The organism is Pseudomonas paralactis (assembly GCF_001439735.1).
Lineage (GTDB): Bacteria > Pseudomonadota > Gammaproteobacteria > Pseudomonadales > Pseudomonadaceae > Aquipseudomonas > Aquipseudomonas paralactis.
The window spans coordinates 700,430-721,257 of sequence record NZ_JYLN01000002.1 but is presented as its reverse complement, the minus strand read 5'-3'; the positions used below and the strand labels follow the sequence as shown (position 1 = coordinate 721,257).

18 protein-coding genes are annotated in these 20,828 nt (G+C 59.6%); 5 read left to right on the top strand and 13 right to left on the bottom strand.

Going from position 1 to position 20,828, the window contains the following annotated elements:
- The 3 genes from TX23_RS07470 (at position 1) to TX23_RS26940 (ending at position 1,444) form a co-directional block, all read left to right on the top strand.
- A complete protein-coding gene (locus TX23_RS07470) occupies positions 1 to 759 on the top strand; it encodes a tetratricopeptide repeat protein (RefSeq protein WP_057701637.1) in 759 nt (252 codons plus the stop codon).
- Between the two features lie 143 nt (positions 760 to 902).
- Positions 903 to 1,169, top strand: coding sequence for a CopG family ribbon-helix-helix protein (locus TX23_RS07465; RefSeq protein WP_003188468.1), 267 nt, complete (start codon positions 903 to 905; stop codon positions 1,167 to 1,169).
- Positions 1,169 to 1,444 carry a type II toxin-antitoxin system RelE/ParE family toxin gene (locus TX23_RS26940; RefSeq protein ID WP_080765562.1) on the top strand — a complete coding sequence of 92 codons (276 nt, stop codon included), beginning with the start codon at positions 1,169 to 1,171 and terminating at the stop codon, positions 1,442 to 1,444. Before TX23_RS07465 ends, TX23_RS26940 begins: the two co-directional genes overlap by 1 nt.
- A 66-nt stretch (positions 1,445 to 1,510) precedes the next feature.
- On the opposite strand, the gene TX23_RS07460 is transcribed toward TX23_RS26940, so the two are convergent.
- The 5 genes from TX23_RS07460 to TX23_RS07440 all read right to left on the bottom strand — a co-directional run bounded on the left by TX23_RS07460 (position 1,511) and on the right by TX23_RS07440 (position 6,617).
- On the bottom strand, positions 1,511 to 2,674 hold the full coding sequence (locus TX23_RS07460) for a type III PLP-dependent enzyme (RefSeq protein ID WP_057701636.1): 1,164 nt from the start codon (positions 2,672 to 2,674) through the stop codon (positions 1,511 to 1,513).
- Positions 2,675 to 3,168: 494 nt separating this feature from the next.
- The gene (locus TX23_RS07455; protein ID WP_057701635.1) at positions 3,169 to 4,326 is read right to left on the bottom strand and encodes an osmoprotectant ABC transporter ATP-binding protein OsmV; all 1,158 of its coding nucleotides are present in this window, start codon (positions 4,324 to 4,326) and stop codon (positions 3,169 to 3,171) included.
- Complete coding sequence (locus tag TX23_RS07450; RefSeq protein WP_005784720.1) at positions 4,323 to 4,976, bottom strand: ABC transporter permease; 654 nt, start codon at positions 4,974 to 4,976, stop codon at positions 4,323 to 4,325. The genes TX23_RS07455 and TX23_RS07450 overlap by 4 nt, the downstream gene beginning before the upstream one ends.
- Positions 4,977 to 4,987: 11 nt before the next feature.
- The gene (locus tag TX23_RS07445) at positions 4,988 to 5,881 is read right to left on the bottom strand and encodes a glycine betaine ABC transporter substrate-binding protein (RefSeq protein WP_057701634.1); all 894 of its coding nucleotides are present in this window, start codon (positions 5,879 to 5,881) and stop codon (positions 4,988 to 4,990) included.
- A 19-nt stretch (positions 5,882 to 5,900) separates the two neighbouring features.
- Positions 5,901 to 6,617, bottom strand: coding sequence for an ABC transporter permease (locus tag TX23_RS07440; RefSeq protein ID WP_004372306.1), 717 nt, complete (start codon positions 6,615 to 6,617; stop codon positions 5,901 to 5,903).
- A 332-nt stretch (positions 6,618 to 6,949) separates the two neighbouring features.
- Between TX23_RS07440 and TX23_RS07435 the strand changes: the two genes are divergently transcribed.
- The gene (locus TX23_RS07435) at positions 6,950 to 8,533 is read left to right on the top strand and encodes a peptide chain release factor 3 (RefSeq protein WP_057701633.1); all 1,584 of its coding nucleotides are present in this window, start codon (positions 6,950 to 6,952) and stop codon (positions 8,531 to 8,533) included.
- Positions 8,534 to 8,759: 226 nt separating this feature from the next.
- Positions 8,760 to 9,014 carry a hypothetical protein gene (locus TX23_RS07430; protein WP_057701632.1) on the top strand — a complete coding sequence of 85 codons (255 nt, stop codon included), beginning with the start codon at positions 8,760 to 8,762 and terminating at the stop codon, positions 9,012 to 9,014.
- Positions 9,015 to 9,087: 73 nt separating this feature from the next.
- On the opposite strand, the gene TX23_RS07425 is transcribed toward TX23_RS07430, so the two are convergent.
- The 8 genes from TX23_RS07425 to TX23_RS07390 all read right to left on the bottom strand — a co-directional run bounded on the left by TX23_RS07425 (position 9,088) and on the right by TX23_RS07390 (position 20,537).
- Positions 9,088 to 11,346 (bottom strand): TonB-dependent siderophore receptor, encoded by a 2,259-nt coding sequence (locus TX23_RS07425; RefSeq protein WP_057701631.1) that lies wholly within the window; start codon positions 11,344 to 11,346, stop codon positions 9,088 to 9,090.
- Positions 11,347 to 11,749: 403 nt separating this feature from the next.
- The gene (locus TX23_RS07420; RefSeq protein ID WP_057701630.1) at positions 11,750 to 12,721 is read right to left on the bottom strand and encodes a peptide ABC transporter ATP-binding protein; all 972 of its coding nucleotides are present in this window, start codon (positions 12,719 to 12,721) and stop codon (positions 11,750 to 11,752) included.
- Complete coding sequence (locus TX23_RS07415; RefSeq protein WP_057701629.1) at positions 12,721 to 13,689, bottom strand: ABC transporter ATP-binding protein; 969 nt, start codon at positions 13,687 to 13,689, stop codon at positions 12,721 to 12,723. The genes TX23_RS07420 and TX23_RS07415 overlap by 1 nt, the downstream gene beginning before the upstream one ends.
- 10 nt (positions 13,690 to 13,699) lie before the next feature.
- The gene (locus TX23_RS07410) at positions 13,700 to 14,611 is read right to left on the bottom strand and encodes an ABC transporter permease subunit (protein ID WP_005784738.1); all 912 of its coding nucleotides are present in this window, start codon (positions 14,609 to 14,611) and stop codon (positions 13,700 to 13,702) included.
- Between the two features lie 10 nt (positions 14,612 to 14,621).
- Positions 14,622 to 15,632: an ABC transporter permease subunit gene (locus tag TX23_RS07405; RefSeq protein ID WP_003171721.1), complete on the bottom strand. Its 1,011-nt coding sequence runs from the start codon at positions 15,630 to 15,632 to the stop codon at positions 14,622 to 14,624.
- A 76-nt stretch (positions 15,633 to 15,708) separates the two neighbouring features.
- Complete coding sequence (locus TX23_RS07400; protein ID WP_057701628.1) at positions 15,709 to 17,307, bottom strand: ABC transporter substrate-binding protein; 1,599 nt, start codon at positions 17,305 to 17,307, stop codon at positions 15,709 to 15,711.
- Between the two features lie 80 nt (positions 17,308 to 17,387).
- Positions 17,388 to 18,788: an OprD family outer membrane porin gene (locus TX23_RS07395; RefSeq protein ID WP_057701627.1), complete on the bottom strand. Its 1,401-nt coding sequence runs from the start codon at positions 18,786 to 18,788 to the stop codon at positions 17,388 to 17,390.
- Positions 18,789 to 18,959: 171 nt separating this feature from the next.
- A complete protein-coding gene (locus tag TX23_RS07390; RefSeq protein ID WP_407071378.1) occupies positions 18,960 to 20,537 on the bottom strand; it encodes an ABC transporter substrate-binding protein in 1,578 nt (525 codons plus the stop codon).
- Positions 20,538 to 20,828: the final 291 nt, after the last annotated feature.

The following is a 20,828-nucleotide window of genomic DNA, read 5'->3' as shown; positions in this document are numbered from 1 at the left end:
ATGGGCTTTTTATTGCGTCGTCAGGAAGTGCTCAATGTCGAGCAATTGCAGTCCATGCTCGACGACTCCCCGGTGCGCGCCGCCCAGGCGATCCTGATCGCCGCCAAGGCAGGTGTGGTCGATGCCCAGGCCCTGCTCGGGCAAATCCTGCTGGAAGGGCGCGGCATTGCCCGCGATGAGGCCCTGGCACTGCGCTGGTTCCAGATTGCGGCGCAGGGCGGGCATTTGATGGCGCGCAATATGGCCGGACGTTGCCTGGAGCATGGTTGGGGTTGCTCCGTCGATGAAGCGGCAGCTGCGCGGCAATACCGGCTGGCAGCAGAGGCCGGCTTGGATTGGGGCCAGTACAACTACGCCAACCTGTTGGCTACCGGTCGCGGCATTGAGCAAGACCAGGCCCAAGCGCTGACGCTTTATCGCCAGGCCGCAGGGCAGGGCCACGCCAAGTCGATGAACCTGCTGGGGCGTTATCTGGAAGACGGCCAGTATTGCCCCAGGGATCTAGAGACAGCCGTAGAATGGTACCGACGCTCCGCCGAAGCCGGGGATTTTCGGGGGCAGTTCAGCTATGCAGCGGTGCTGGCGGACAGAGGGCAGATCGACGCTGCGCTGGAATGGCTGCGCAAGGCTTTGGCGGCTGGGAATTTCAAATTCCTGCGAACGGCGCATAAGGCGCTGGCACAGGCCAATGACCCACAGATTCGCGCCATGGCCGAGGCTTATCAAGGGCACGCGGACCAATTGGAGAAAACGCTGTAGGACCCCGTTTCTACACATTCACGTGTTCCGGTTTGTCGATGAACGGCAAGGATCGAAGGTTGAAGCTCTGGCTTAAGTCACTATGATTAAGCTTGAATCATTTTTAATCGCCTGCTTGTCATTTATCCGCAGAGAGAGTTTTCATGGGTGCCGAAACCAAAGTAATGACAGCTCATATTCCCACTGCCCTTGCTCAGAAAGTTGACCAGATTGCCGCGCGAATGGATCGCTCACGCGGATGGGTGGTGAAACAGGCCCTCGCTGATTGGGTCGATCAAGAAGAAGAGCGCAGCCGGCTGACGCTTGAGGCTATGGCAGATGTAGATGCGGGGCGCGTGATCGATCACCAGGCAGTGCAGGCCTGGGCAGATAGCCTGAGCACCGATTCGCCGCTACCGGTACCGCGCTGATGGAGCTGAGGTGGACAAGTAAAGCCTTATCCGACCTGGCTCGATTATATGACTTCCTCTCTGTTGTAAACCGCGAAGCTGCCGCCCGCATCGTGCAGTCACTGTCTCAAGCGCCTGACACGCTGCTCGATAATCCGCGCATCGGTGAGAGAATTGAAGAGTTTTCACCGCGCGACGTAAGAAGACTTTTAGTCGGCCATTACGAAATGCGCTACGAAATTCAACAGTCGACACTCTATATTCTACGGTTATGGCACGTTCGCGAAGATCGCTGAGGGCGCGTACCACAGACAGAAAAAAGCCCATGAAACGTCATGGGCTTTTTAGTTATAACCGTCTTATTACACGTAAAACGACTTCAACGGCGGGAACCCATTGAATTCCACCGCGCTGTAGCTGGTGGTGTAGGCACCGGTCGACAACCAGTACAGACGATCACCAATGGCCAGGTTCAACGGCAGGCCGTACTTGTAGTTTTCGTACATGATGTCGGCGCTGTCGCAGGTCGGGCCGGCGATGACCACTTCTTCCATCTCGCCTTTCTTCTCGGTCCAGATCGGGAACTTGATGGCTTCGTCCATGGTTTCGATCAGGCCGGAGAACTTGCCCACATCCGTGTACACCCAGCGCTCGACGGCGGTACGGGACTTGCGCGCTACCAGCACCACTTCGCTGACCAGGATGCCGGCGTTGGCGATCAGCGAACGGCCAGGTTCCAGAATGATTTCCGGCAGGTCGTCACCGAAGTCTTCCTTGAGGAAACGGATGATTTCTTCGGCGTAGGTTTCCAGGCTGTTGGTGCGGGTGATGTAGTTGGCCGGGAAGCCGCCGCCCATGTTGATCAGCTTCAGCTCGATGCCGTCTTCTTCTTTCAGGCGTTCGAAGATCACCTTGACCTTGGCGATGGCCGCGTCCCACACGCTGATGTCGCGCTGTTGCGAGCCGACGTGGAACGAGATGCCGTAAGGCACCAGGCCCAGGTCGCGGGCGAGGATCAGCAGGTCCATGGCCATGTCGGTCTGGCAGCCGAATTTGCGCGACAACGGCCAGTCGGCAGTGGTCGAGCCTTCGGTGAGGATGCGCACATACACTTTCGAGCCCGGCGCGGCCTTGGCGATGTTGCGCAGGTCGGCTTCGGAGTCGGTGGAGAACAGGCGCACGCCCTTCTCATAGAAGTAGCGGATGTCCCTGGATTTCTTGATGGTGTTGCCGTAGCTGATACGGTCAGGGCTGACGCCGCGGTCCATGACCTTGTCCAGCTCGTAGATCGAGGCGATGTCGAAGCTCGAACCCTTGTCTTTCAACAGGTCGATGATCTCGACGGCCGGGTTGGCCTTGACGGCGTAATACACCTTGGCGAATTCGAAACCGGCGCGCAGGTCATCGTAGGCCTGGCTGATCATCGCGGTATCGATCACCACGAACGGGGTTTCTTGCTTGTCGGCGAACGCCTTCATTTTGTCAAAGGTGGCGCGCGCGAAATAATCTTCGACGTTGATCGACATGCTGGGAACTCCTAAGGGCAAACTGAAATTAGCAATGGGTGCGAGGGTGTGTCATCAATGAATTCACTCGTGAATTCATTGATGACACACCCTCCTGAACGTCCTCCGTATCCCCACTTTGGTTCGCCTACTTCCCAAGGCATGTCGCCGAAAGCAAAAAGGCCACGGGGTAAGCTGCCCTTGGCCTTGCTGTCTCGTCGTCAGTACTTGAGCCGGATGGATCGTTTCCAGCATGGACGTTCGGCGCGAACTTTAGGGCTTGGCGGGCGTGGGATCAACTAAAAATGTCGCGTTTTTGCACGCGTTCGTCGCGCGGCCGCGTGCAGCTACTTATGTAACCGACCGGTGTGACGGATTGATGTTCCCCGGATGGGGCCCATCAGATGGATTTGCGGTGTATTCATCGCAGGCAAGCCAGCTCCCACAGGGGAATGCATTCCAGCATAAGAATGCAGTTCAAGTGTGGGAGCCGGCTTGCCTGCGATAGCGATCCATCAGGCCAAAGCAGTTTCGGCAGGGGAGACAATACTGGTCTTGCCCCCACGGGACTTACCAGAGCTCAGGTACTCGGCAATCGACTCCTGGGTCACTTCACCCAGGAACACCCGCTCGGCATCCATCACCGGCAGCCACGAGCGGTTGAACTCGTACATGCGCGACAGCAGGATGCGCAAGTGTTCGTCATACGCCGCTGTGGCGTTGAACTCGCGCAGGTACTGGCCGCAGGTGCCGGTCTGACGGTGCAGGTCGCGACGGCGTACATAACCCAGGGCCTTGTTCTCCGAACAGGTGACCACTACATAGCGGCGGTCGTGCTCGTCCATTAGTTCCAGCGCATCGGCCACGGGTGTTTCCGGGCTCACCGACGGGGCGTTGTCCGCCGCGTCTTCGGCTTTTACCAGCAGCAGGCGCTTGAGCGTGCTGTCCTGACCCACGAAGTTGCTGACGAACTCGTCGGCCGGGTGCGCCAGCAGCGTGTCCGGGTGGTCGATCTGCAGCAGCTTGCCGGCACGGAAGATGGCGATCTTGTCACCCAGCTTGATGGCTTCGTCGATGTCGTGGCTGACCATGATCACAGTCTTGTTCAGCGCGCGCTGCATTTCAAAGAACTCGTTCTGGATCATCTCGCGGTTGATCGGGTCGACCGCGCCGAACGGCTCATCCATCAGCAACAGCGGCGCGTCGGCCGCCAGCGCACGGATCACGCCGATACGCTGTTGCTGGCCACCGGACAGTTCACGCGGGTAGCGATGCAGGTACTGCTTGGGTTCCAGCTTGATCATGCTCATCAGTTCGCGGGCGCGGTCGTGGCATTTTTGTTTGTCCCAACCGAGCAGCTTGGGCACCACCACGATGTTTTCCTCGATGGTCATGTTGGGGAACAGGCCGATCTGCTGGATCACGTAGCCGATGTTGCGACGCAGGGTCACTTCGTCCAGGTCAGTGGTGTCTTCGCCATTGATCAGGATCTTGCCCGAGGAGGGCTTGATCAGGCGGTTGATCATCTTCAGCGTGGTGCTCTTGCCGCAGCCCGAGGGCCCCAGGAATACGCAAATTTCGCCTTCGTTGACGGTCAGGCTTACATCGTTGACGGCGGTGACAGTCTTGCCGTTGCTTTGAAAAGTCTTGGACAGGTTTTGAAGTTCGATCATTTGAGCAATCCTTTTGGAGTCAGCGAGCGTTGCAGCCATTGCAGAAGCAGGTCGGCGAAGATGGCCAGGAGGCTGACCAGCACGGCGCCGACGATCAGCATCGACATGTCGCTGCGGCTGATGGAAGCCAGAATCAGTACACCCAGGCCACCGGCACCGATGGTGGCGGCGATGGTCATCACACCGATGTTCATGACCACGGCGGTGCGTACACCGGCGAGGATCACCGGCACGGCAATCGGCAGTTCGACCATGCGCAGGCGCTGGCCGAAGGTCATGCCGATACCTTTGGCGGCTTCGCGAATACCCGGTTCAACACCGGTGAGGGCCAGGTAGGTGTTACGCATGATCGGCAGCAGGGAGTAGAGGAATACGGCGGTGATCGCCGGCATCGGCCCCAGGCCCTGGCCAAACTTGGAGTAGAACGGCAGCAGCAGGCCGAACAGCGCGATGGATGGCACGGTCAGCAACACTGTGGCGCTGGCTTGCAACGGGCCGGCCAGGGTCGGGAAGCGCGTCATCAGGATGCCCAGGGGTACGCCGATAAAGATCGCGAGGATCACGGCGATGCCGACCAGGGTGATGTGCTGCCAGGTCAGGTGCAGGACCTGGGCCCAATCAAGATGGGAAAAGGCGTTCAAAAATTCCATGTCTTCTCCTTTTAGTTGATTGGATGTTGGCGCAGGAAATCGGCGGCAACGGCGGACGGGCTTTCATGGTCGACGTCGACCCTTGCGTTCAGTTGGCGCATGGTTTCGTCGTCGAACAGGTTGGCCAAAGGCTTGAGCTCGGCGGCCAGTTGCGGGTGCTGGTCGAGGTATTCCTGACGGATCACGGGGGCCGCGGTGTAGTCCGGGAAGTAGTGCTTGTCGTCTTCGAGCAGCTTCAACTTGAACGCGTTCAGGCGACCGTCGGTGGTATAGACCAAACCGGCGAACACTTGGCCATTGCGCAGCGCGGTGTAGACCAGGCCGGCGTCCATTTGCCGGGTGTTCTTGCGCGTCAGGTTCATGTCGTACAGCTTGACCATGCCCGCCAGGCCGTCGGAGCGGTTGGCGAACTCGGTGTCCAGGGCGACCAGGCGGTGTTCCCTGGTGTCTTCGGCCATGGCTTTGGTGAGGTCGCTGATACTGTTGATCTCGGGATGTTCCTCAGCCACTTTCTGCGGCAACGCCAGGGCGTAGGTGTTGCTGAACCGCGATGGCGACAGCCACACCAGGCCCTTTTTTGCGTCGAGTTCTTTGACCCGTGCGTAGGACTGTTCGCTGTCGAGCTTTTCGTCGATGTGGTTGTAGGCCACCAGCGACACGCCGGTGTATTCCCAGATCAGGTCCAGTTGCCCGCTTTCCTGGGCGCTGCGCGCCAGGTTGCTGCCCAGGCCGCCAGTTACACGGGCGTCGTAGCCCTTGGTGCGCAGGTACTGGGAGGTGATTTCGGCGAGCAGGGTCTGCTCGGTGAACACCCGGGCGCCGATGCGGATCACCGGTTTTTCAGCGGCTTGCGCAATACCTGCAAACAGCAGGACGCAGCCTAATATCAAGCTTAGTTTTTTCATGTCGATTCCTTTCCTGGCGTTAAGACGGGCGCAACCCGCGTTCCAGCCAGAGGCGGCTGGCCATGGTCACCAGGCCATCAAGCAGCAATGCCAGCAGCGCGGTACACGCGGCGCCGAGCAACAGTTGCGGCTGGTTGTTCAGGGCGATGCCGGGGAAGATCAGGCTGCCGAGGCTGTTGGCGCCAATCAGGAACGCCAAAGGTGCCGTACCGACGTTGATCGCCAGGGCCACGCGCACACCGCCGATGATGATCGGCACGGCGTTGGGCAGTTCCACGCGAAACAGCACCTGGCGCGGCGTCATGCCGATGCCGGTGGCGGCTTCCTTGAGAGAACCCTGAACGTTTTTCAAGCCTTCGTAGGTGTTACGCACGATGGGCAGGAGGGAGGCGAGGAACAGCGCGAAGATGGCCGGGCCGCTGCCGATGCCGAGGACGCCGAGGGCGATGGCCAGTACGGCCAGGGGAGGGACGGTGTTGCCGATGTTGAAGATCTGCATGAAACGTTCTGCACGCCCGACCATATTGGGTCGGCTGAGCAGGATACCGGCGGGGATGCCCACAATCAGGGCTGCCAGCATGGAGACTAAAACCAGAATCAGATGAGCTTGCAGGTAAAACAACAAATCGTCGCGGTACAGTTCGATCGTGTTGATGCCGATCCAGTGGACCAGCAGGGCCAGGAGTGCGACGACAACCGCGCCTCCTATCAGCCCTTTGCCATAGCGAATAGCCACAGGCGGACTCCTTTTTTTCTTTTGTCGGCGAACACATTTTCCGGCGGCAATGCCATTCCTGGCTGCCTCTGAATGAGTTCGCGAAAAGCAACTCGCCGATACTGGCAATGCAGTATGCGATCGAGCCATGAGCGCAGCCTCGTCAGGCTAACTTGCTGATATTTCAGCCCCTGTTCCGAGTGCGGTAGCAGGGGAGTGGACGTCTCGACCTTTTAAAAGGTTCCACACTTGGGCGCATTTAGCCACCCCCAATGGGCTCAACGGTGGTCCGTACCCCCTCGTTTGCGCTATACTCGCCGCCCTTTTTTGACTCACCTGCCAGGCGATTTCCCATGACCCACCAGGCCGCCGAAGTCGCGAAACGCCGCACTTTCGCCATTATTTCCCACCCCGATGCCGGTAAAACCACCATCACCGAAAAGCTGTTGCTGATGGGCAAGGCAATCGCGGTAGCCGGCACGGTGAAATCGCGCAAATCCGACCGCCATGCCACATCCGACTGGATGGAGATGGAAAAGCAACGGGGTATTTCCATTACCACGTCGGTCATGCAGTTCCCGTATCGCGACCACATGGTCAACCTGCTCGACACCCCCGGCCACGAAGACTTCTCCGAAGATACCTACCGCACCCTGACGGCGGTGGACTCGGCGTTAATGGTCCTCGACGGCGGTAAGGGTGTCGAGCCGCGTACCATTGCGTTGATGGACGTGTGCCGTCTGCGTGACACGCCGATTGTCAGCTTTATCAACAAACTCGACCGCGATATCCGCGACCCCATCGAGTTGCTGGATGAAATCGAAGCCGTCCTGAAGATCAAGGCCGCACCGATTACCTGGCCGATTGGTTGCTATCGTGACTTCAAGGGCGTGTACCACCTGGCCGACGACTACATCATCGTCTACACCGCCGGCCACGGCCATGAACGCACTGAAACCAAGATCATTGAAAAGCTCGACTCGGACGAAGCCCGTGCCCACCTGGGCGACGAGTACGATCGTTTCGTCGACCAGCTGGAACTGGTGCAGGGCGCCTGCCACGAGTTCAACCAGCAGGAATTCCTCGACGGCCAACTGACGCCGGTGTTCTTCGGTACCGCGCTCGGCAACTTCGGTGTCGACCACGTGCTCGACGCCGTCGTGGACTGGGCGCCAAAACCCCTGGCCCGCGTCGCCAACGAGCGCACCGTGGAACCGGTGGAAGAGAAATTCACGGGCTTTGTGTTCAAGATCCAGGCGAACATGGACCCCAAGCACCGAGACCGTATCGCCTTCATGCGTATCTGCTCCGGCAAGTACGAGAAAGGCATGAAGATGCGCCACGTGCGAACCGGCAAGGACGTGCGCATCGGCGACGCCCTGACGTTCTTCTCCTCCGAGCGTGAACAGCTCGAAGAAGCCTACGCCGGCGACATCATCGGGCTGCACAACCACGGCACCATCCAGATCGGCGACACCTTCACCGAAGGCGAAGCGCTGGGCTTTACCGGTATCCCGCACTTCGCCCCGGAGCTGTTCCGCCGTGTGCGCCTGCGTGACCCGCTCAAGTCCAAGCAACTGCGCCAGGGCTTGCAGCAATTGGCCGAAGAAGGCGCCACCCAGGTGTTCTTCCCGGAGCGCAGCAACGACATCATCCTCGGCGCCGTCGGTGTGCTGCAGTTCGATGTGGTCGCCAGCCGCTTGAAAGAGGAATACAAGGTGGAATGCTCCTACGAGCCGATCACCGTGTATTCGGCGCGCTGGATCGAGTGTGGCGATAAGAAGAAGCTGGAAGAGTTCTCCAACAAGGCGGTGGAAAACCTCGCGGTGGATGGCGGTGGTCACCTGACCTACCTGGCGCCGACGCGGGTGAACCTTGCGTTGATGGAAGAGCGCTGGCCGGATGTGAAGTTCCGCGCGACCCGTGAGCACCACTAAGGTCTGAGCGGTTCAGAGAATGTGGGAGGGGGCTTGCCCCCGATAGCGGTGTGTCAGCCAGTATATTGGGCTCTGACACTGCGCAATCGGGGGCAAGCCCCCTCCCACATTTTGATCTCCAAAAGGCTGGGGATTGGCGGTAATCCGGCATCGCGACTAGCGTAAACGCTGGTGGCAGTTAATGACTGCCGTGCGGGGCCCATTTACTGACTGGACGGAATCGACCATGAGTATTTTTCAACGCGTAGTGCTGTTGATGAAGGTGCTGGTGCTGTTGTCGTTGGGGATGTCGACGGCCTGGGCGCATAACCCGGTGCAGAGCGCAGCGGTGGCGACCAGCGTTCACGCATCGGACTTGCAGTTGGCCAAGTCCGAAGCCGAACCAGGCGACCAAGGCCAGGGCGGCAGCGAGGGTGATGACGACTCGACTACCGACGAGCCTGACAGCGACGACGCAGACGAAGGCGACAGCCAGACGTAGGCTTGCTGAAAAGAAAGCGCCTCCCGTCAGGCTGTAGCTGACGGGAGGCGCTGTTTAGACATCAGGCATTGACTTAGAACGATGTCGTCACCGATGCGAAGTATGCTCTACCGGGCTCATTGTAGGTCTGCGCACCCGCATCTTCGGCGTTGCCTTTGCGCGACAGGCGCTTGTCCAGCAGGTTGTTGATGCCCACGCGTACGCTCAGGTTTTTGTTGAACTCATAACCACTGCTCAGGCCCATCAGCCCATACGGGTCGACATCCTGCTGGGCGCTGCGGTCATAGCTGTTGGCGCTGCGTGAGTTGAGTGTCGGCGCTTCCTGCTTGCCGTAGTAGGTGCCGCTGACCTGGAAGGACAGCTTGTCGGTGGCTTGCCAGTCCAGCGTGGTGTTGACGGTGTACTTGGGGATGATGCTCAAGGGCTCGCCGGTGTCCTTGTCCTTGGAGTCGATCATGTAGGTCAGGTTGGTGTTCAAGTCCAGATCATCACGCAGGCTGACGAACAGGTTGCCTTCAACCCCCTGGACCAGGGCGGGCCCGCTGTTTTCCCACTCCAGTACGCGTCGACCGTTGCCCAGGCGGAAAGCCGCCTCGTTACTGGCGTTGATCTTGTTCTTGTAGTCATTACGAAAGTACGTCGCGCTGGTGCGCCAGGTGCCCTTGTCCAGAGCCAGGCCGATTTCCTTGTTGACGCTGATTTCCGGCTTCAGGTCGCGGTTGCCCACCAGGTAGCAACCGCCCATGTTGGCTTCGCTGGCGTTGCAGCCATTGCCACGGCTGTACAGCAAATAGTTCGGGTTGGACTGGTACAGGTTGGGGGTCTTGTAGGCGCGGGCAATGCCGCCCTTGATGCTCAGTTCATCGGTCAATTGGTGCGAGGCGTTGAAGCTGGGGCTCCAGTTGCCGCCGAATTCTTCATGGTCGTCGTAGCGCAGGCCGGGAGTGATGACGGTCTTGCTGCCCAGTTCGATGTTGTCCTCAGCAAACACGGCATAGCTCGATGCGGTGGTCTTGGTGCTGTTACGGCTGACACCGGGGATGGCGGGGACGCCGCCGGTGCCCGGGTCATAAGTTTGCGGGCGCAACGAGCCTGGATCGTTCATCGACTCGTAGAGGTATTCGCTGCCCAGGGTCAGTACCTGTTCGGCACCGAAGTTCAGGGGCAGGTTAACCTCGGCGGTGGCCCGGGTATTGCGCAAGCGCGACTCGAAACGGCCTGCACTGGCGGAGGGCGCGCCCTCGCCGGAACCGGCCAGGCCTTCGTTGAGGCGCTCGTTGCGGGTCAGGTCGTGGGTCAGCGAGGCCAGGGTCGAACCCCAGTCGAATTCGCCGCGGTGCGTGGCCGAGAAGCTGCTGCGCTGAATCACGCTGGTTTCCTTGCCCACCAGGCTTTCCACGAATGCGCCACCGCCGTTAAGCATGGTGTCACCGGCAAAAATATTGCCCTGGCGGCTGTAGCTGGCTTCCAGGTCGAGGGTTTGTTCGGGGGTGAATTGCCAGCTCAGCAAACCATTCACGTCTTTATTACGCACGCCTTCGCGACCGGCCACCAGCGAGTCAGGGGTCGCTTGGGCGGTGCGGTTGATGTCGGCGTCATCGGCGTCGGTCTTGTTCAGCCCGCCATAGACGCGGAACGCCAGGGTGTCGGTCAGCGGGCCGCTGAGATTGAAGTTGGTGCGTTTGCTCGCGCCTTCGGCATCGTTTTCGGGGAAGGCGGTATAGGCGGTCAGGGAACCGTGCAATTGGTCGGTCGGGCGTTTGGTGATGATGTTGATCACCCCGCCCATGGCACCGGAGCCATAACGGGCGGCGGCCGGGCCGCGCAGGATTTCAATGCGTTCGACTTCTTCGGCCGGCACCCAGTTGGTTTCGCCACGGGTATCGCGGTCGCCACTCCAGCCATAACGCACGGCGTTGCGCGAGGTAGAGGGTTTGCCATCGATCAGGATCAAGGTGTTTTCCGGGCCCATGCCGCGCAGGTCGATCTGGCGGTTGTTGCCACGGCTGCCGCTGGAACTGTTGCCGGTCAGGTTGACCCCCGGCTCGCGGCGGATGATCTCCGACAGGTCGTTGGTGGGCGGGCGTTTTTTGATGTCTTCGGCGGTGATGATCGACACACCGGGCGCCTGCTTGAGTTCTTCGGCAGCGGTCCCCAAAACACGCGTTTCGCCCAGCACAAGGGCTTGAGGCGTGCCATCTACAGGCAGATCCGACGCCTGGATCGGCACTTTATCGCGCTCTTTTTCCACACTCTGCGCCAGCAGCGCGGGGGACGAAAGGGTAGCGATAAACGCCAGCGAGAGATGGCTGAGTCTGAATTGAGACGACATGTCCACAAAGTCCTTTAGGAGGGGCGATTGAACGAGAGGCGTCTGAATTTTTTTCGTGCATCCAGCGCTCTCCAGGCGCCGTAATGGTATTGATTCTCAAACAGAAGTAAATGTCATTTACAATCTATACACTTTTCGTATGGCTCTGGCTCAACGTTTTCAAGGCTCCTGGCAGTGAAAGGCGCGGTATGTTTTTTGTTACAAACGCGCAAAAAAAGCCCCTCCGGCCAGACTGATGCGCAATCTGGCGGGAAGGGCGATGGAACTCATTTAAACCGCTGCGCCTGTAGGAGCGAGCTTGCTCGCGAAGAACGTATGAACACCGCGTTAAACCAGACTACCCGCGTTATCGTTGACGTTTTTCGCGAGCAAGCTCGCTCCTACAGGGAGAGGCCGGGTTGCTTCAGGCCACGAATTGCTCCGCGTAGTGGCAGGCCACCTGCCGGTTATCCAATGGCCGCAACAGCGGCTCCTCACTGCTGCAGCGCTCGGTCGCGTACGGGCAGCGCTTGTGGAACGCGCAGCCAGGCGGCGGGTTCAGCGGGTTGGGTAGTTCGCCGACGATCTTGATCTTCGGCTTGTTCGGGTCCGGGTGAATGGTCGGTGTGGCCGACAGCAGCGCCTGGGTGTAGGGGTGCAGCGGGCGTGCGTAGATGTCTTCCTTGGGGCCCACTTCCACCGGGCGGCCGAGGTACATCACCATCACATCGTCAGCCACGTGCTGCACCACCGCCAGGTTGTGGGAGATGAACACGTAGGCGGTGTTGAATTCCTGCTGCAAATCCATGAACAGGTTAAGCACCTGGGCCTGGATCGACACGTCCAGCGCCGAGGTCGGTTCGTCCGCCACCAGCACTTTGGGTTGCAGCATCATCGCCCGGGCCAACGCGATGCGCTGGCGCTGGCCGCCGGAGAACATGTGCGGGTAGCGCTGATAATGCTCAGGGCGCAGGCCCACTTGCTTCATCATCGCCTGCACTTTCTCGCGGCGCTCAGCGGCCGACAGGTTGGTGTTGATCAGCAACGGCTCACCGAGTTGATCACCGACTTTCTGGCGTGGGTTCAACGACGCATAGGGGCTCTGGAACACCATCTGCACGTCTTTGCGCAATTGCTTGCGCTGGGCCTTGTCGGCGCCGGCCACTTCTTGCCCGGCGATTTTCAAGGAGCCTGAAGACGGCTCTTCAATCAGCGTCAGGGCACGGGCCAGGGTGGATTTGCCACAGCCCGACTCGCCTACCACGGCGAGGGTCTTGCCGGCTTCCAGTTCAAAAGACACGCCATTAAGGGCACGCACGGTGGCGTGGCCCTTGAACAAGCCACGGGACACTTCGTAGTGACGGGTGAGGTCGCGGGCGGTAAGTACGACGGCCATTACGCCACCTCCTGGTTCAACGGGTAGAAGCAGCGGGCGAGGCTGTTGCTTTTCGGATCAAGGCTTGGACGCTGGGCGCGGCAGGAGTCCTGCACATACGGGCAGCGCGGTGACAGCAGGCAGCCCTGCGGACGGTCATAGCGGCCTGGTACGATGCCTGGCAGCGTGGCCAGGCGCGTGGCGCCCAGGCTATGTTCCGGAATCGCCTTGAGCAGCGCTTCGCTGTACGGGTGCGCCGGGATGTCGAACAGCTGGGGCACCTGGCCGACCTCCACCGCCTGGCCTGCGTACATTACGCACACGCGCTGGGCAGTTTCAGCCACCACCGCAAGGTCGTGGGTGATCAGCACCAGGCCCATGTTCTGTTCTTTTTGCAGGGCCAGCAGCAGTTCCATGATCTGCGCCTGGATGGTCACGTCCAGCGCAGTGGTCGGCTCATCGGCGATCAGCAGCTTGGGCTCGCCGGCAATCGCCATGGCGATGGCTACGCGCTGGCTCATACCGCCGGACAGTTGGTGCGGGTAGGCATCCATACGGCTGGCTGCGCCTGGGATCTCGACCTTTTCCAGCAGTTCGATCGCCCGCTTGCGCGCTTGCCTGCCGGACATTTTCAAATGCAGGCGCAGCACTTCTTCGATCTGGAAACCCACGGTGTAGCTGGGGTTCAACGCGGTCATCGGGTCCTGGAACACCATCGCCAGGTCTTTGCCGACGATCTGACGACGCTGGCGGTTGCTCAACTTGAGCATGTCCTTGCCGTCGAAGTTCAGCGCATCGGCGGTCACGATGCCGGGGTGCTCGATCAGGCCCATCAGCGCCATCATGGTCACGGATTTACCCGAGCCCGACTCGCCAACGATCGCCAGCACTTCGCCTTTGTCGACCGACAGGTCGAGGCCATCGACCACCGGCACGGCGGTCTTGTCGCCGAAGCGCACGTTGAGATTCTTGATTTCTAACAGTGACATGGGAATCTCCTCAGGCGGCGTTCTTGAGTTTCGGGTCCAGCGCGTCGCGCAGGCCGTCACCCATCAAGTTGATTGCCAGCACGCTGAGCAAAATGGTCAAACCAGGCAGGCTCACGACCCACCAGGCGCGTTCGATGTAGTCACGGGCCGAAGCCAGCATGGTGCCCCACTCCGGGGTTGGCGGTTGTACGCCAAGGCCGAGGAAGCCCAGGGCCGCGGCATCGAGAATCGCCGAGGAAAAGCTCAAGGTCGCTTGTACGATCAGCGGCGCCATGCAGTTGGGCAGCACGGTGATGAACATCAGGCGTGGCAGGCCGGCACCGGCGAGGCGGGCGGCAGTCACGTAGTCGCGGTTCAGTTCGCCCATCACCGCGGCGCGGGTCAGACGCACATAGGACGGCAGCGACACGATGGCGATGGCGATCACGGTGTTGATCAGGCCAGGGCCGAGGATGGCGACAATCGCCACGGCCAGCAGCAGCGACGGCAGGGCCAGCATGATGTCCATCAGGCGCATGATGGTCGGGCCGAGCAAGCGCGGGAAGAACCCGGCGAACAAGCCCAGCAGGATGCCCGGAATCAGCGACATCACCACCGACGACAAGCCGATCAGCAACGACAGGCGCGAACCCTGGATCAGGCGCGAGAGCAAGTCACGGCCCAGTTCGTCGGTGCCCAGCAGGAATTGCATCTGCCCACCTTCCAGCCACGCCGGCGGGGTCAACAGAAAGTCGCGGTACTGCTCGCTGGGGTTATGCGGCGCAACCCATGGGGCGAAGATCGCGCAGAACACGATCAGCAACATGAACAGCAGGCCGGCGACCGCGCCTTTGTTCTTGGAGAAGGCTTGCCAGAATTCTTTGTACGGGGATGGGTACAGCAGGCTCTGATCGACTGCTGACACTGGAGTAGAGGTAGTCATGGTCATGATCTCAGCGCTGGTGACGGATGCGTGGGTTGGCGAAGCCGTAGAGGATATCCACCACGAAGTTCACCAGGATCACCAGGCAGGCGATCAGCAGAATGCCGTTTTGCACCACCGGGTAGTCCCGCGCGCCAATGGCTTCGATCAGCCACTTGCCGATGCCGGGCCACGAGAAGATGGTTTCGGTCAGTACCGCACCTGCCAGCAGTGTGCCGACTTGCAGGCCGACCACGGTCAGCACCGGGATCAGCGCGTTACGCAGGCCGTGCACGAACACCACGCGCGCCGGCGATAGGCCCTTGGCCTTGGCGGTGCGGATGTAGTCCTCACGCAGTACTTCAAGCATCGACGAGCGGGTCATTCGGGCGATCACTGCCAGCGGGATGGTGCCCAGCACGATCGCTGGCAGGATCAGGTGGTGCAACGCATCCCAGAACGCGTCCGGCTCGTCGGCCAGCAGGGTGTCGATCAGCATGAAGCCGGTGCGCGGCTCGATGTCGTAGAGCAGGTCGATACGCCCGGATACCGGGGTCCAGCCCAGGCTCACCGAGAAGAACATGATCAGGATCAGGCCCCACCAGAAGATCGGCATCGAATACCCTGCCAGGGAGATGCCCATCACCCCGTGGTCGAACAGGGATCCTCGTTTAAGCGCCGCGATCACCCCGGCCAGCAGGCCCAGGATACCGGCGAACAACAGGGCGGCCATGGACAGTTCCAGGGTCGCCGGGAAGAGGGCGGTGAACTCGGTCCACACGCTGGTGCGCGTACGCAATGATTCGCCAAGGTCGCCCTGGGCGAGCTTGCCGACGTAATCCAGGTATTGCGCATACAGCGGCTTGTTAAGGCCAAGGCGCTCCATTGCCTGTGCGTGCATTTCGGGGTCAACCCGTCGCTCGCCCATCATGACTTCTACGGGGTCGCCTGGAATCATGCGAATCAACGCAAAGGTCAGCAACGTGATGCCGAAGAACGTGGGGATCAATAACCCCAATCGGCGGGCAATAAAACTAAACATCTTGGTGTGTACCTCAATCAGCCGGTTAGGCAGGTCCGGCACCGTCAATGTCGACGGTGCCGAGCGTTTTTCTTATTTACTTCACCTGGGTGGTGGCGAAGTTATTTGTACCCAGAGGGCTTTGGGTGAAGCCTTCTACGTTCTTGCGCATGGCGGTGAACAGTTTCGGGTAAGCCATTGGAAGCCATGGCTGGTCCTTCTCGAAGACATCTTGTGCTTGTTCATAGAGCGCGGCCCGTAAGGCCGGTTCCTTTTCCGCACGAGCTTTGTCGATCAAGCCCTGAAACTCTTTGTTACACCAGCGCGCGTAGTTTTCGCCGTTTTTCGCCGCATCGCAACTCAGGTTCGGAGTGAGGAAGTTATCCGGGTCGCCGTTATCACCGACCCAGCCAGCCGAAACCATGTCGTGCTCGCCGTTTTTAGCGCGCTTGAGCATTTCGCCCCATTCCATGACTTTGATATTGACCTTCAGGCCAACCTGCGCCAGATCCGCCTGCATGCGCTGGGCGCCGAGCATTGGATTGGGGTTGGTTGGGCCGCCGCCGTTTCGGGTGAACAGGGTGAATTCGGTGCCTTCCGGTACGCCGGCTTCCTTGAGCAGGGCACGGGCCTTGTCCAGGTCTCGCGCTGGGTTTTTCAGCTTTTCACTGAAACCCAGCAATGTCGGCGGATAAGGGCCGGTACCCACTACCGCGTTGCCTTTGCCGAACAGCGCTTCGGTGTAACCGGCCTTGTCGAACGCGATGTTGATCGCGTGACGTACCCGGGCATCGCTCATGTATTTGCGAGTAGTGTTCAATGCGGTGTAGCTGGTGGTCATCGCCGCCAGTTCATCGACCTTCAGGTTCGGGTCTTTCTTGATGCTTGGAATGTCATCCGGCTTGGGGAACAACGCGATCTGACATTCGTTGGCCTTGAGCTTCTGCAGCCGCACGTTGTTATCGGTGGTGATCGCCAGAATCAGCGGGTCGACCGCCGGCTTGCCGCGGAAGTAGTCCGGGTTGGCCTTGAAGCGCGCCTGGGCATCTTTCTGATAGCGATTGAAGACGAATGGGCCAGTGCCGATAGGCTTGGCGTTGAGGTCTTCAGTTTTGCCGGACTTGAGCAACTGGTCGGCGTATTCCTTCGAGTGGATTGAAGAGAATGCCATGCCCAGGTCAGCCAGGAACGGAGCTTCAGGACGGGTCAGGGTAAAGACGACGGTATGATCATCGGTCTTCTCTACGCTCTTGAGCAGTTCCTTGAAGCCCATGCTTTCGAAGTACGGGTAGCCCACGAGGGACTTGTTATGCCACGGATGATTCGGGTCCAGTTGGCGCTGGAAGCTCCAAAGCACGTCGTCGGCGTTCAGGTTGCGCGTGGGTTTGAAATAATCGGTGGTGTGGAACTTGATGTCGTCACGCAGGTGGAAGGTGTAAGTCAGACCATCGGCGCTGATTTCCGGCAGGTCTTTGGCCAGGGCAGGGACCACTTCTGTGGTGCCGGGCTTGAAATCCACCAGACGGTTGAACATGGTTTCAGCAGCGGCATCAGCGGTCACGGCGGTGGTGTACAGGACCGGGTCGAAACCTTCCGGGCTGGCTTCGGTGCACACCACCAGGGGTTTGGCCGAAACGCCGATCGCCACGCTCAACAGCGCGGCAGCCATGGCGGCTTGTAGCGGGAGCATTTTCATTCAGAGCCCTCTGCAATCGATGGAACCAGAAAAGCGTAGACGGCGAGCTCGTCCTGAGCCCGCCGCCTGCCTGGCGCTAATTAAAGGATGTTGAACGGGATGGTGGTGACCAGACGGAACTCTTTGATGCTGCCGTCGGATTGGAACTCGCTGCCACGGTGTTCAACATAGGTGGCACGAATCGCGGTGGCCTTGAGCGGGCCACTCTGGACCGCGTAGGAAGCGCCGATACCGTATTCCTGGTGCTTCTCGCCGTCCTGGGACTGGATACCGTCGTAGCCTTTGCCGACAACACCGCGGTTACCGGTGTAGTGGGTGCCGTCGATGCCCCAGCCGCGCGCGGAGTAGGCGTTGAACTTCAGGCCTGGCACGCCGTATTCGGCCATGTTGATGGCGTAGGCAACCTGGAACGATTTCTCGTTCGGGCCGTTGAAGTCGGACGTCAGGGAGTTGGCCAGGTAGATACCGTTGGTTTCGTGCAGGTAGTCGAAGTACTCGTTACCGTTCACGGCCTGGTAGGCGAAGGTCAGGCTGTGAGCCTGGTGAGTCAGGCCAAAGGACAGGGAGTAGGTATCGTTGTCGATATCCCCCATCAGCTTTTTGCCTTCATCGACGGTTTTGTAATAGTTGAAGCCGGTGGTCAGCGCCAGCTCCTGGCTGTCACCCAGTTCATGGGTAGCGCCGAAGTAGTACTGGTTCCAGAAGTCCTTGACGTTGGCGCCGAAGAAGCTGGTCTTCAGGCTTTTGAACGGCTGGTAGTTGGCACCCAGGGTGTAGACCTTGTCTGTTTCAACTTTTGCGCTGTTGGTGTACTCGGAGCGGAATTTCGACAGGCTCTGTTCGCTACGTGGCGAAACACGGTCAAACACGCCGCCCTGGAACGACAGGTTGCTGAACTCTTCGCTGTTGAAGCTCACACCCTGGAAGCTTGAAGGCAGGGCACGGTTGCCGATGGTGTCGATGATGCCGCTGCTGAAGTTCTGGCGACCGGCGGTCAAGGTGGTGTTGGACACGCGGAACTGCACGTTGGCCAGGCCCAGTTTGCTCCACTGGTCTACGGCGTCACCGTTGGAGTCGGCCAGGGTACGGTTGGAGCCACCCTTGATATCACGCTTGCTGCGGTCCAGTACCAGTGCGTTGTAGACCGCCACTTCGGTCTTGACCCCAACGGTGCCCTGGGTGAAACCCGAGCTGGCGTTGAGGATGGTGCCCTGTACCCAGTTGGTACGGTTGCGGTCGGTCAGGGTCTGACCATGTTTTTTGTACGCGAAGGTGCCGCCACGGTATTTGCTTTCATGGGAGTACCAGTTGCGCGTGGTGCCGCCCAGGCTGAAATCTTCAACGAAGCCCTTGGCCTCGCTTTGGGCGCTGCTGGCGGCCAACGTGGTAGGAACGAAGTCCTGGCTTTGGGTTTCAGCGTAGGCGGTTGCCGTGATGCTGCTGATGGCCAGGGCCAGAAGCGCTTTGCTGCTCAGTTTCATGGGTGAAGCTCCTTTGGTTCTCTTTTTTTTTGCCGGTCTTTTTAGGTGAACCGGCTATTGGGTGTGGAACTCGTTCAAGCTTTTGCAAACGTTTGGCGTAGGAACTTTCCTGAAAAAAGCCTGCACGTTTGCCGGGAAGCGAACTTCGCTCCCCGCAATCCGGTTATTTTCTTATGGGGTAATGCTCACGCCCGAGAACACGTTGCGGCCGAAGGGGCTCACCTTGAAACCTTCGACTTTGGCGCTTAACGGCTGGTTGACCGTCGAGTGGGCGACTGGCGTGATCGGCACTTGCTGCTTGAGCAGTTGCTGCGCCTGTTTGTACAGAACAGTCCTTTGTTCGCGGTCGGTCACGACCTTGGCTTGCTTGATCAGCTTGTCGTACGCCGGGTCACACCACATGGAGTAGTTGTTCCCACCGATGGCGTCGCAGCTGTAGAGGGTGCCCAGCCAGTTGTCCGGGTCACCGTTGTCGCCTGTCCAGCCAATCAGGCTGACATCGTGCTCACCGTTCTTGGTGCGCTTGATGTATTCGCCCCACTCGTAGCTGACGATTTTGACTTTCAGGCCGATCTTGGCCCAATCGTTCTGCAGCATCTCGGCCATCAGCTTGGCGTTGGGGTTGTACGGACGCTGCACCGGCATGGCCCACAGGGTGATCTCGGTGCCGTCCTTGACGCCGGCAGCCTTGAGCAGCTCTTTGGCTTTTTCCGGGTTGTAGGCGGCGTCCTTGATGCTGTCATCGTAGGACCACTGCGTCGGCGGCATACCATTGACCGCCAGTTGCCCGGCGCCCTGGTACACGGCGTTGAGGATGCTCTGCTTGTTCACCGCCATGTCCAGCGCCTGGCGCACTTCAAGCTGGTCGAAGGGCTTGTGGCGCACGTTGTAGGCGATGTAGCCGAGGTTGAAACCAGGCTTGGTCAGCAGTTGCAGGTTCGGGTCGGCCTTGAGCGCGTCCACATCGGCGGGGCGCGGATGCAGGGTGACCTGGCACTCGCCGGCCTTGAGTTTCTGTACGCGTACCGAGGCGTCGGTGTTGATGGCGAAGATCAGTTGGTCCAGCTTGACGCGGCTCGGGTCCCAGTACTGTTTGTTGCCCACGTAACGGATCTGCGAATCTTTCTGGTACCGCTGGAACACGAAAGGGCCAGTGCCGATCGGCTTCTGGTTGATGTCGCTGGGCTTGCCTTCCTTGAGCAACTGCTCGGCGTATTCGGCCGACAGGATCGCGGCAAAACTCATGGCGATGTTCTGTACGAACGCGGCGTCGACCGTGTTCAAGGTCATCACTACGGTGTGCGGGTCGGTCTTTTCGACCTTGGCGATATTCTTGTTCAGGCTCATCCCGTTGAAGTACGGAAACTCTGTGGGGTAGGCCTTGCGAAATGGATGGTCGGGGTCAAGCATACGGTTGAAGGTGAACAGCACGTCGTCGGCATTGAAGTCGCGCGTTGGCTTGAACTCCTTGTTGCTGTGGAACTTCACCCCTTCACGCAGGTGGAAGGTGTAGGTCAGGCCGTCTGGCGAAATATCCCACTTGGTCGCCAACCCTGGCACTACGTCGGTCGCGCCTTTTTCGAACTCAACCAGGCGGTTGTACAACGGCTCTGCCGCGTCATTGTCGGTGGCGGTGGTGTATTGCGCAGTGTCAAACCCTGCCGGGCTGCCTTCGGAGCAGAACACCAGGCTCTTCTTTTCAGCGGCCTGGCCCATCGTGGCCACGGCCAGCAGGCTGGTGGCAAACATAGCGGATAGAACAGTGGTATGGCGCATGACAATCCCGATCCTTGTTTGTAGTTATCAACAGCGAACCATCCCGCTGGCCACAGCCAGGGAGACATCACTGATCCCACGCACAGCAAGTGCCATTTCCCAGAGTGATGCCTCTGCTGTCCTACGACGTTATGGGACGCGGACCTTGCAGTAAATGCGCCAATTCTGACTGGGCTTGTAGGTAACGGAGACACGAAGCGCAGTTCGTTGCTGTAGGACGGCAACGTTTACAAATGTGGTCTGTTTCCTACGGCCCTGGCGGAT

Coding starts and splice junctions, on each gene's coding strand:
- TX23_RS07470 (WP_057701637.1), top strand. CDS start 1: ATGGGCTTTTTATTGCGTCGTCAGGAAGTGCTCAATGTCGAGCAATTG.
- TX23_RS07465 (WP_003188468.1), top strand. CDS start 903: ATGGGTGCCGAAACCAAAGTAATGACAGCTCATATTCCCACTGCCCTT.
- TX23_RS26940 (WP_080765562.1), top strand. CDS start 1,169: ATGGAGCTGAGGTGGACAAGTAAAGCCTTATCCGACCTGGCTCGATTA.
- TX23_RS07460 (WP_057701636.1), bottom strand. CDS start 2,674: ATGTCGATCAACGTCGAAGATTATTTCGCGCGCGCCACCTTTGACAAA.
- TX23_RS07455 (WP_057701635.1), bottom strand. CDS start 4,326: ATGATCGAACTTCAAAACCTGTCCAAGACTTTTCAAAGCAACGGCAAG.
- TX23_RS07450 (WP_005784720.1), bottom strand. CDS start 4,976: ATGGAATTTTTGAACGCCTTTTCCCATCTTGATTGGGCCCAGGTCCTG.
- TX23_RS07445 (WP_057701634.1), bottom strand. CDS start 5,881: ATGAAAAAACTAAGCTTGATATTAGGCTGCGTCCTGCTGTTTGCAGGT.
- TX23_RS07435 (WP_057701633.1), top strand. CDS start 6,950: ATGACCCACCAGGCCGCCGAAGTCGCGAAACGCCGCACTTTCGCCATT.
- TX23_RS07430 (WP_057701632.1), top strand. CDS start 8,760: ATGAGTATTTTTCAACGCGTAGTGCTGTTGATGAAGGTGCTGGTGCTG.
- TX23_RS07425 (WP_057701631.1), bottom strand. CDS start 11,346: ATGTCGTCTCAATTCAGACTCAGCCATCTCTCGCTGGCGTTTATCGCT.
- TX23_RS07420 (WP_057701630.1), bottom strand. CDS start 12,721: ATGGCCGTCGTACTTACCGCCCGCGACCTCACCCGTCACTACGAAGTG.
- TX23_RS07415 (WP_057701629.1), bottom strand. CDS start 13,689: ATGTCACTGTTAGAAATCAAGAATCTCAACGTGCGCTTCGGCGACAAG.
- TX23_RS07410 (WP_005784738.1), bottom strand. CDS start 14,611: ATGACTACCTCTACTCCAGTGTCAGCAGTCGATCAGAGCCTGCTGTAC.
- TX23_RS07405 (WP_003171721.1), bottom strand. CDS start 15,632: ATGTTTAGTTTTATTGCCCGCCGATTGGGGTTATTGATCCCCACGTTC.
- TX23_RS07400 (WP_057701628.1), bottom strand. CDS start 17,307: ATGAAAATGCTCCCGCTACAAGCCGCCATGGCTGCCGCGCTGTTGAGC.
- TX23_RS07395 (WP_057701627.1), bottom strand. CDS start 18,788: ATGAAACTGAGCAGCAAAGCGCTTCTGGCCCTGGCCATCAGCAGCATC.
- TX23_RS07390 (WP_407071378.1), bottom strand. CDS start 20,537: ATGTTTGCCACCAGCCTGCTGGCCGTGGCCACGATGGGCCAGGCCGCT.